This is a genomic window from Pseudomonas sp. 300 (genome assembly GCF_055803035.1).
The window spans coordinates 3,069,605-3,080,486 of record NZ_JAVLRV010000002.1 but is presented as its reverse complement, the minus strand read 5'-3'; the positions used below and the strand labels follow the sequence as shown (position 1 = coordinate 3,080,486).

At 59.1% G+C, this 10,882-nt stretch carries 5 protein-coding genes and 1 pseudogene; 4 read left to right on the top strand and 2 right to left on the bottom strand.

Annotation, left to right across the window (positions count from 1 at the left end):
- A pseudogene (locus tag Q7W83_RS20510) lies at positions 1-207 on the top strand (cell wall hydrolase); the annotation flags it as partial.
- Between the two features lie 183 nt (positions 208-390).
- Here the strand turns inward: Q7W83_RS20510 and Q7W83_RS20505 are convergent.
- Positions 391-540 (bottom strand): hypothetical protein, encoded by a 150-nt coding sequence (locus tag Q7W83_RS20505; RefSeq protein WP_473656733.1) that lies wholly within the window; start codon positions 538-540, stop codon positions 391-393.
- Positions 541-1,045: 505 nt separating this feature from the next.
- On the opposite strand from Q7W83_RS20505, the gene Q7W83_RS20500 reads away from it, so the two are divergent.
- Positions 1,046-5,851, top strand: a complete 4,806-nt coding sequence (locus Q7W83_RS20500; RefSeq protein WP_473656731.1) for an NEL-type E3 ubiquitin ligase domain-containing protein — start codon at positions 1,046-1,048, stop codon at positions 5,849-5,851.
- 5 nt (positions 5,852-5,856) lie between these two features.
- Here the strand turns inward: Q7W83_RS20500 and mnmC are convergent, their stop codons facing one another.
- Positions 5,857-7,839: a bifunctional tRNA (5-methylaminomethyl-2-thiouridine)(34)-methyltransferase MnmC2/FAD-dependent 5-carboxymethylaminomethyl-2-thiouridine(34) oxidoreductase MnmC1 gene (gene mnmC, locus Q7W83_RS20495; protein ID WP_458377155.1), complete on the bottom strand. Its 1,983-nt coding sequence runs from the start codon at positions 7,837-7,839 to the stop codon at positions 5,857-5,859.
- A gap of 160 nt (positions 7,840-7,999) precedes the next feature.
- Between mnmC and pap the strand changes: the two genes are divergently transcribed.
- Both pap and Q7W83_RS20485 read left to right on the top strand, forming a co-directional pair.
- Positions 8,000-9,523, top strand: coding sequence for a polyphosphate:AMP phosphotransferase (gene pap / locus Q7W83_RS20490; RefSeq protein ID WP_150631682.1), 1,524 nt, complete (start codon positions 8,000-8,002; stop codon positions 9,521-9,523).
- A 101-nt stretch (positions 9,524-9,624) separates the two neighbouring features.
- Positions 9,625-10,809: a thiolase family protein gene (locus tag Q7W83_RS20485; RefSeq protein WP_473656728.1), complete on the top strand. Its 1,185-nt coding sequence runs from the start codon at positions 9,625-9,627 to the stop codon at positions 10,807-10,809.
- Positions 10,810-10,882: the final 73 nt, after the last annotated feature.

Genomic DNA, 10,882 nt, shown 5'->3' with positions numbered 1-10,882 from the left:
TTGAGTGGCGCAAAGGCGATCCCGGACGCACAGTTCGCCTAGGCGAAAAAGGCTGCGGATCTGGTCATGTCCGGTGCGACCCCCGATCCTACAGGGCGCGCGACCCACTACTACGCGACCACCATGCCGAAGCCACAAACCTGGGCCTTGAAGGCAAAGCAGACACGACGTCTCGGGCATCACGTCTTCTTTAAGGACGTACCTTGAGCTCCATTAGCAACCGCTGATTCTCCCTGTGTATGTGGTCTCGCTGCTCGGTTACCAAATCTATGCGGCGAAACACACGCTCCCAGTTTCAGGAGCATCGGCTTCCATCTCTGAGATGCGATCGAGTGCCTTTTTTAGATCCTTTTCTGTTTCGTCCTTGGTTGTAACCAGCACGTCGTTCATTTACACCAGGCCGGCGATATTGGCGCGGGCCTTTTGCAGCATCACCTGGGGCTGGATGAGTTCGTTCTCGAGCAGGGCGCACTGATGCTTGTACATTTCCAGGGGCGTAGGGCAGCCAAGCCACGCTGAGGTGTCTTCGTCGATGTTCATGATGGAAAGCTCAAATACTGTATGCGCACACAGTGATCTAGGTGCATCAGATTTGGGAGTGGTGTTCGTCGGCAGGACGCCGGGGATGGATTGGAGCTCGTACCGCTTTTCGTACCAATTGATGTTCCCCTGAGGGACTCTCGGGGGCCTCAGAAGACGCTGAAACCCCTTGTCTAGCGCCTTTGGAATACGCCAGCTAATCCGCACATAAAGTCCTTACCGGTTTTTCCGTTGGGGAGGGTCAATCGATACCCGGCTAAAACGACGGGTACTCAGAAACTGACCCGCTGGGATCGTGGGAGTTTTAGATCGATAAGTAATAAGCAGGCGTCGCGGGGGGAACGGCAGCCGAGGCAGAAATGCGTACTGCTGTGGTGGTAATTATTGATGTGATGCATAGGAGTAGCTGTTGGGATGCACGCTCATTCGACCCGGTATTCGAGTTATTAAATGCCTGTCGAGCTTCATAAACTGAGGTTCTCTCAACGCAATAAGGATATTGCTCATGCTGGCTACGACTTCCAAAACTGCTCCCGTGGTGGTGCCAATGACATTGGCCCAACTTCTCGAAGCGTTGTTGGAGCACACAGGTGACCTGGACAAGGCGCTCGTATTGCAAGCGTCTGTTCCGCAATGGTTGGCGACGGCGGACCTGAATGGGGTGCAGGCGCTGAAGGCTGGGTTCGAGCAGTCTTTTGCTGCCCAAGGCAAAGTCACGGAGGCGCTCAAAAAGCTCAAGCCGCTGGATGAGTTCTGCAAAGAGCAACTGACCGGGTTCCTCAAGGGCAAATGGACGATCGATTTCGACGTCGAGCGGGACACGCTGGACATCACCAAAAAAATCTACACCTCAACAGGTGTGCTTCCGGTCTTTGGAGCCAAGGAGAGAGAAACGACCACCTCACGCAGCCTGCTCCAGGCGGCCATGGAAAACTTCACCTCCGGGGAAGCGCGGAGCGGCGGTATTCCGGACTCGGTAGTTCGAATCAATAAACAGGCGCAATCAGGCGCTGAAACAACCCCTGAAAAATTCGCCGCACTCTGTCGTGAACTCGACCTCGGTGCCCGCTATCAGCGCCATATCGAGGAGGCCTTGGCATTGCCGGCCAGACCCGCAAGGGGTGCGCCTGCCGATGATCGGGCCAGCGTCGCGGACATCCGGCGGTTGAAGGTGCTGGACTTGCGAGTCGCCCTCCACATGGCCTCCCTGAAAAAGAACATCACGCCCGCGGTCTACACGATGCTGCTGAGTGTGATCGATCAGGATCTCCCGGCAGCTCAAACCCGGGGCGCGCTGTTTGATGGCGGGCCGGTGCATTGGCAGGGCTTGATGATTCAGGACTCCTGCATTTGTGGAGCGCTGGTATTTACCAAAGTCTCCATCGATACCGAGGCGAAGGCCCGGTGTGTGGTTTACATGCCGAACGAACCCCGACGACCGCTGCATGAATACGCCTCGCTGGATGAATTCAAGGTCTACCTGACCCTCCATTTGCAAAGCAAACGCTATCGAAAAACTTTCGCCGAGCAGTACCTGCACGGCCACGATAAAACCGGGTTTTTTACCCGGTTTGACAAGAGCAGGACCTTGGGCACGCTCGCTGCCGCTCCCGCCGACACGTGCCTTGGCGATTTTTTCTTCAGTACGTTTGTCAGTGCGACTCAAAAAGACGCACGGGTGCTTGCCGTGCCGACTGAAGATGTCGATGAGCAACAGCGGGAAAAAACCGTTCAGGCATTGCTCGACGGTGGTCTTCTATTGCTGAACGCCGCCGCTTTTTTTGTACCGGTGATTGGCCAATTCATGCTGGCTGCGGCGGTCGTCGACATCGTCAGTGAGGTTTATGAAGGTGTGGCTGACTGGACGCACGGCGAGCGGGCCCAGGCGCTGTCCCATTTACTGAGTGTCGTGGAAAACGTCGCTCAACTGGCAGCGTTTGCCGTCGGCGGAAAAATCATCGCGACAGCTATCGGTAAGGGCGCGAAGACGCAGGAGGCATTTTTCGACGGTTTCGAAGCCATCTCTCGCGCTGATGGCAAAGCAAGGTTATGGAAACCCGCCCTCGAACCCTATAAACAGGCCACCGCTCTGCCAGTCGACGTGCAACCTGATTCGCAAGGGCTTTACCGGCATGCCGGACAGACGTCGATCGTCATGGAGGGCGCGACCTATCGCGTCACCCGCAACGCCGCGGGATCGGCATGGACCCTCAATCATCCTGTGCGCACGGACGCCTTTGCGCCTGCCGTCGAGCGAAATGTGGACGGTGGCTGGCGGCATGCCTATGAGCATGCGCACGAGTGGCGCGACGGCGCTTATGCGTTGGGGCGCACGGATCCGCGTTTGAGCGATCTCGGCAGTGATCTGGACGCGATTGCCGACATCACTGGCATGACGCCTGACACGTTGCATCAGCTCCATGAAAGCCACCTCAAGCTACCGCAGCGGCTGAATGATTGTGTCGAGCGTTTCAGGATTGACCGGCGCATCACCGCGATGGTCGCGGCAATGGAACGGGGAGAGACCGCGAACAAGGACTTCATTCAGGAGCAACTGCATACACTGCCGAGGCTGCCCGGCTGGCCGGTCGAGCGCTTCATTGAAGTACGAAACGAGCAGGACCAGGTCGTTTCCCGCTTCCCCGACACCGCGTCCCACGATGATGACGTCAACAGCGTGCAGGTCTCTGAGTCGGCTCTGGATTCGGGGACACTGCTCGATGCCGTTATCAGTGGACTCTATCCGGCAGAAGTGGAGGGCATCGTGGGTCGCACGACCACTGAATCGAAATCGCAGCTGCTGGCAAAGAAGATCGCGACAACGCTCAAGCACAATCGCCAGCCGCTGTTTCAGTGGCTCTATAAAACCTGGGACGGCACCGCCAGCGGAGATGTGGCGATACTGCGCGAACACGCCGCAGACCTGCCCACACAGGTATGTCAGGAGTTGCTGGATAACGCCTCTGGCAGGGATCGCAGTTTTTTGCGTGACCGCAAAATCCTTGGAATGGATCTCGCCGGGCAGGTCAGTGAGGCTCAGGTGCAGATCAGGCAGGACCGTGCGCTCACCGGGTTGCATCTGCCGCAACTGGCCAATGCCGACACCGACAGACTGACCCTCGGGTTGATGGACAGGGTGCAAGGCTGGGATGACAGCTGTCGACTAGAAGTGCGACAGGGTTCAGCGACCGGCACCTTGCTGGACAGCGTGGGCGAAGCGGATGCGCAGTCGCCCGGGGTGATTGTCAAGACGCCCAGCGGGTATCAGGTCACCCAAACCAACGGCAATGTGTCTTCCACGCTGACCAGCGAGAGCCTGCTTCAGTCGATACTGGATGCATTGCCTGACAGCGCCCGCACACCTCTCACCGGCGACGATACGCTGGATGTCCCGACGTTACGATCACGGCTGTTGAGGGCCGCCGCTGGCGATCCGGCGCGGACCCGGCAAGTGCTACGGGGGGAGCGCAGTGATACACCCAGACACCTTTCTGTCTGTGTCCAGGCGGATCCTCCCGCAGCGGGCACTTATGCAAGGGGCTTGATTCGTAAAGTCAGAAAGCTCTATCCGCTGTTCACGGATGCTCAGGTTTCGTCGTTTCTCGACAACGCCGGCACCACCCGGATGCAACGAGTGAATCGAATCAAGGAGCTGCAGCAGCAACTGAAGAAACTGCTCGGCGTGTTGCACACCTGGCGTGACGATGAAGTGCAAATGAAGAAGCTGCCGGGGGCGCTCAACGATATCCGGGTCAGCCGTCGTCAGGTGGCCAATGCCATCGAAAACTGCTGGCGCCGGGTAACACGGCAAAATCCGCCTTCTACAACGCTCGCGCTGGAGCACAACCCTGTAGGCCCCTTGCCAACGCTGACCGAACCGGATGTCGCCCATGTGCGCAGGCTTTCAATCAGGGACATGCAGGCGGGCGATGAACTGGCGTATTTCCTTAGACCGTTCAAAGGGTTGGTCACTCTGGAACTGGACCGCAATCAACTCACACGATTGCCTGAGGCGCTGTCGCACATGCCCGACCTCCAGTACCTAAGCCTGCAGGGTAATCAGCTTCAACTGACTGAACACACCTTGCGCAAACTGGCCGACATGCGCAATTTGCGCACGTTGGGGCTGAGCGGCAATCGCTTGGGGGCCACGATTGATGTCAGCAAAATGCTCAATCTGAAAGAACTGCTCCTGCGCGATACGCACGCGACGGAACTGCCTGTCGGGCTTTCCCGCTTGCCGTATCTGGACTTCGTGGACCTGCGAGGAAACCAGATTCGGGAGTTGCCGCAATGGCTGTTCCAACTTCCTCAGCGATTCGCGCTGGCGATCAACCTGCGCCACAACCCCATCTCCGCGACGAGCCGAACATCGCTGGAGGCCTACCGGCGCCGTACGGGGATCGGGATGGGGCTGCTGCAGAGTGAAACGACGGTGTTCAATGATCAAAGGGCTCGAGACCTGTGGATGCCAAAACCGGTTGAAGAAACCTATGCCAGTCGTAATCGTGCATGGCTGGCGCTGAGGAACGAACCCCGAGCGAAAGAGTTCTTTGAACTGCTGGCAGAAGTCGGGAGCTCGGCGGATAGCCGCTTTGTGAACGAAGACATGACCCGGCGCGTCTGGAGTGTCATTGAGGCGACTCGGACGGACTCGGCGTTATGCACTCAATTGCTGTCGATGGCAGTGAAAGCCCATTGCGCTGATGACGCGGCGACGATCTTCAGTAACCTTGAGGTTGCCGTCGAGATCGACAGGGTGGTTCGACAGTCCGCCAATGCCCATGATCAGGCCGCTCGGCTGTTGAGACTTGGGCGAAGCCTGTTCCGTCTGGATTATCTTGGCAGAATTGCCGGGGAACAGGCCCAGGCCGATCCCGCGCTTGATGCGGTGGAAGTGGAGCTGGCTTATCGCACCGGCCTGGCCGACCGGCTCGAACTGGTCGGCCAGCCCCGGCATATGCGTTATGCAAAGCTGAGTGGCGTAAAGGCTAATGATTTGGAGGTTGCCTACAACAAGGTCATCGCCGCAGAAATCTCACCTGAACTATCGACTTACATCAGTGGCCGTACGTTCTGGAGCGACTTTTTGCGACAGCATCATGGCCAACAGTTCACCGACCTGACGGCACCCTTTCACGTGCGGATGGAAACTGCCTTCGAAAATGAGGCGACACTTGGCGCGGACTATCGTCCGCAGGTTGACGGCATCGCCGATGAGTTGAAGCAAGCCGAGACTGCTTTGTTAAAGCGTCTGACCGAGGCGGCCATGACGGCTGACGAGTCAAGGACTTGCTTTGCGCTGGATTGAGCGCCTCAGGCCTTGCCTCGAATTAATCGGCGCAAGGCAAATCGGTTCGGATGGCACGCCTCGGCCACGGCTCTGGGCAAGGGCAGCGGTTCGTTATCCAGCCACGCCGCCAGCAACTCGCCTGACAACGGAGCGGTGATCAAACCTCGGGAACCGTGGCCGCTGTTGACGTACAGGCCGTCCAGCCATGGACAAGAGATGTCCGGGGTTTGCCGGGCATCCTTGCTCAAGGCGCTGTAGGCGTCGGCGAACGCCAGACCGTCGGCCAATGGACCGACAATCGGCAAGTAATCCGGGCTGGTGCAGCGAAACGCTACGCGCCCTTCAAGTGCTTCAGGTTGCAATGCATTCGCGCCGAGCCGAGCGACCAGGTCTACCGAGATTTCTTCGAGCATCAGCAGATTGCCTGCATGTTCGGCAGCGGTAGGGGTCAGGTCATCGGAGTTGAAATCGAAACTGGCACCCAGCGTGTGTTCACCCAAACGCGCTGGCGCGACATAACCTTCGGCGCAGACGACGGTGCCCAGCGCCTGGCTTTCAGCGGTCTGTGGCAGGCGAGTGATCTGTCCCCGAATGCGTTTGAGCGGCAGTTCGCTGCTGTAGGAGAAACGTTTGATCTCGGCAGCGCCGGCCAGTATTACCACCGGGGCATCGGCCACTACGGTATCGCCTTCCAGGGCTTGCCAGTGTCCGTTCGCTCGACGCAACTCCAGCACATCATGATGCGTCAGGACCTGTATGTTCGGGTGCGCAGCTTGCCATTGGCACAGGGCGGGCGGATGCACCCAGCCGCCTTCGGGGTAGAACAGGCCTCCCGATTGCAGCGCGATGCCGGCGCGGATTTCGGCCTGCGCTCGATCGAGCGTGTGCAGCAAGTCCTCGGGAAACGCCGCAGCCAATTGCGCCTGACGCTGCGCTTCCTTGGCATTGAACGCCAGTTGCAACACACCGCAATCGTCCCAGTCGAGACCTCGATGCAACTGCTCAAGCACGCGTCGGGTATGGCCGAAACCGCTGACGATCAATTGCGACAACGCCGTGCCATGTGCGGAAAGCTTGAGGTACAAAACCCCCTGAGGATTGCCCGAGGCTTCCTGTGCCAGTGCTGCGTGACGCTCCAGCAGACTGACTTGCCAACCCCGCGCCGCCAGGCTGGCGGCCGTCGCGCAACCGGCGAGGCCGGCGCCGATCACCAGGGCACGACGTTCGCCGTTTAGTGGCATCGGGCGCGCGAACCATGGTTTAGCCACGGCGGGCACCGGAACTTCCTCAGGCCAGCCGAGGAACACGCCGCGCAGGATTTCCCATTTGTGGCCAATGCCGGGCGTGCGTTTCATCTTGAAGCCTGCGCCATTCAACAGACGACGTACCCACCCGGTGCTGGTGAAGGTGCTGATGGTCGAGCCGGGCGCCGCCAGTCGGGCCAGTTCGGCAAACAGTTCGGCGGTCCACATGTCGGGGTTTTTCGCCGGGGCGAAACCGTCGAGAAACCAGGCATCGATCTGCGCGTCCAGTTGTGGCAATTGCTCCAGCGCATCGCCGATCAGCAGCGTCAGGGTGATGCGCCCGTGGTCCAGAACCAGGCGCTGAAAGCCTTGATGGATTGCCACGTATTGCGCCAACAGTTGATCGGCAAACGGCTTGAGCTCCGGCCACAAGGCCAGCGCCCGCTGCAAGTCGGGCAGGCTCAGCGGGTACTTTTCGACACTGACAAAATGCAATCGCGCACCGGCCACCGCGTGCTGCTCGAACAACTGCCAGGCGCACAGGAAATTCAACCCGGTGCCAAAACCGGTCTCGCCAATCACCAGCCTCCCGCCCACCGGCAACGCTGCAAAACGTTCACGCAATGCGTTCTGTTCGAGGAAGACGTAGCGGGTTTCATCCAGCCCGGACAGGTCGGAAAAATACACATCATCGAACACCCGCGAGCGCGGGAGCCCTTGGTCGTCCCAGTCGAGCTGGGCGTGGGGCAATACAGGTTTCATGGCAGGCTCGGCAACGGCAAGACGGCCATTCTAGCCGATCGCCGAGTCGCTGCTTGATCCATGGCAACGTGCGGATCGGGCCGGGCAGTGAAAATGGGATTTCTCCCACACAGGAGAGGTCAATCCGCTAGTCTTGTTCAATCCTGGAAGGAGACGTTCAATGTTCGAATCTGCCGAAATCGGTCACGTCATCGACAAAGAAACCTATGAAGCCGAAGTGCCGGCGCTGCGTGAAGCGTTGCTCGAGGCGCAGTTCGAACTGCAGCAGCAAAAACGCTTTCCGGTGATTATTTTGATCAACGGCATCGAAGGCGCCGGCAAGGGCGAGACGGTGAAGTTGCTCAACGAATGGATGGACCCGCGACTGATCGAGGTGCGCACGTTCGATCAGCAGACCGACGAAGAACTGGCGCGACCACCGGCCTGGCGCTACTGGCGGATGCTACCGGCGACGGGGCGCATGGGGATTTTTTTCGGTAACTGGTACAGCCAGATGTTGCAGGGTCGGGTTCATGGCGTGATCAAGGATCCCCGGCTCGATCAAAGCATCAACGGTGCCGAACGCCTGGAAAAGATGTTGTGCGATGAAGGTGCGCTGATCTTCAAGTTCTGGTTCCACCTCTCCAAGAAGCAAATGAAGGACCGCCTCAAGGCCCTGGCCGATGACCCGCTGCACAGCTGGCGCATCAGCCCGCTGGACTGGCAGCAATCGGAGACTTACGACAAGTTCGTCAAGTACGGCGAACGCATTCTGCGCCGCACCAGCCGCGACTATGCGCCGTGGCATGTCATCGCCGGGATGGACCCGCGCTATCGCAGCCTGGCGGTCGGCAGGATTCTGCTTGACGGCCTGCAAGAAGCCTTGAAAAGACCGAAGATTCACCCGGACAAAGTCAGCGCCGCGCCATTGGCCAGCAGTGTCGATCGGGTGACCTTGCTCGACAGCCTCGACCTGAGCCAACACTTGGAGAAGGAAGACTACGAAGAGCAACTGATCACTGAGCAGGCGCGTTTTTCCGGGTTGATGCGCGACAAGCGCATGCGCCAGTACGCCTTGATCGCCGTGTTTGAAGGCAACGATGCGGCAGGCAAAGGCGGGGCGATCCGTCGGGTGGCCGCTGCGCTCGATCCTCGGCAATACAGCATCGTGCCGATCGCCGCGCCCACCGAAGAAGAGAGGGCGCATCCGTACCTGTGGCGATTCTGGCGGCATATTCCGGCACGGTCCAAATTCACCGTGTTCGACCGTTCCTGGTATGGCCGGGTGCTGGTGGAGCGTATCGAAGGCTTTTGCAGCCCGGCTGACTGGCTGCGCGCTTACAGTGAAATCAACGATTTCGAAGAGCAGATCGCCGATGCCGGTGTAATCGTGGTCAAGTTCTGGCTGGCCATCGATAAAGAAACGCAAATGGAGCGCTTCGAAGAGCGCGAGCAGATCCCCTTCAAGCGCTTCAAGATTACCGAAGATGACTGGCGCAATCGCGAAAAGTGGGATGCCTATCGGGCTGCAGTCGGCGACATGGTTGACCGTACCAGCACCGAAATCTCACCCTGGACGCTGGTGGAAGCCAACGACAAGCGCTGGGCGCGGGTCAAGGTTTTGCGCACGCTTAACCAGGCGCTGGAAGCGGCGTTCGAGAAATCCGACAAACACGAGAAAAAGCTGAAAAAGTTGAAGAAGTGAACCGATGGTGACGCATACGCGGGGTGAATGATTGTCGCGACCGGTCACGGGTGGACTTATGCTCGATCCACTCTCAACCGACAACAATAATGAGGTATGCCATGCGTGAAGTGGTGATCGTCGACAGCGTTCGGACCGGCCTGGCCAAGTCCTTTCGCGGCAAGTTCAACCAAACCCGTCCGGACGACATGGCGGCTCACTGCGTCAATGCGCTACTGGCGCGCTCGGGCATCGACCCGGCCAGCGTCGAGGATTGCATCGTCGGCGCCGGCTCCAATGAAGGCGCCCAGGGCTACAACATTGGTCGCAACGTCGCGGTGCTTTCGCGTCTGGGTACCGGCACCGCCGGCATGACCCTCAACCGTTTCTGCTCATCGGGCTTGCAGGCCATCGCCATCGCCGCCAACCAGATTGCGTCGGGTTGCAGCGACATCATCGTCGCCGGTGGGGTCGAGTCCATCAGCCTGACCATGAAAAGCGTCAACACCGACAACCTGATCAACCCGCTGCTGAAAGAGCAGGTGCCGGGCATCTACTTCCCCATGGGCCAGACCGCCGAAATCGTCGCCCGACGTTACAGCGTCAGCCGCGAAGAACAGGACCTGTACGCCCTGCAAAGTCAGCAACGTACTGCACACGCGCAGGCCGCCGGTTTGTTCGACGACGAAATCGTGCCGATGGCGGTGAAGTATCGGGTTGAAGACAAGGCCACCGGGCAGGTGCAGGTTCTCGACGGCGTTGTCGATCGCGACGACTGCAATCGTCCGGACACTACGCTTGAGAGTCTGGCAGGGTTGAAACCGGTGTTTGCCGAAGACGGTTCAGTGACGGCGGGCAACTCGTCGCAGCTGTCCGATGGCGCGTCGATGACGCTGGTGATGAGCCTGGAGAAAGCACTGGAACTGGGATTGAAGCCGAAGGCGTTCTTCCGTGGTTTCACCGTGGCGGGCTGCGAGCCGGACGAAATGGGCATCGGCCCGGTGTTCTCGGTACCGAAGCTGCTCAAGGCCAAGGGGTTGCAGGTCGCCGACATCGACCTGTGGGAACTCAACGAGGCCTTTGCCTCGCAATGCCTGTACAGCCGCAATCGGCTGGGGATCGATAACGACAAGTACAACGTCAATGGCGGCTCGATTTCCATTGGCCACCCGTTCGGCATGACCGGTTCGCGTCAGGTCGGGCATCTTGTGCGGGAATTGCAGCGGCGGAATTTGCGTTACGGCGTTGTGACCATGTGCGTTGGGGGCGGGATGGGCGCGACCGGGTTGTTTGAAGCGGTGCGCTAAAAGCCTTGAGATTTTTGGTGAATCTCAAATTGCTATCGCGGGCAAGCCCGCTCCCACAGGTTTTTTGATGGGC

Excerpts from the sequence above, each read along its gene's own strand:
- mnmC (WP_458377155.1), bottom strand. The coding sequence starts at position 7,839 with ATGAAACCTGTATTGCCCCACGCCCAGCTCGACTGGGACGACCAAGGG.
- Q7W83_RS20500 (WP_473656731.1), top strand. The coding sequence starts at position 1,046 with ATGCTGGCTACGACTTCCAAAACTGCTCCCGTGGTGGTGCCAATGACA.
- Q7W83_RS20505 (WP_473656733.1), bottom strand. The coding sequence starts at position 540 with ATGAACATCGACGAAGACACCTCAGCGTGGCTTGGCTGCCCTACGCCC.
- Q7W83_RS20485 (WP_473656728.1), top strand. The coding sequence starts at position 9,625 with ATGCGTGAAGTGGTGATCGTCGACAGCGTTCGGACCGGCCTGGCCAAG.
- pap (WP_150631682.1), top strand. The coding sequence starts at position 8,000 with ATGTTCGAATCTGCCGAAATCGGTCACGTCATCGACAAAGAAACCTAT.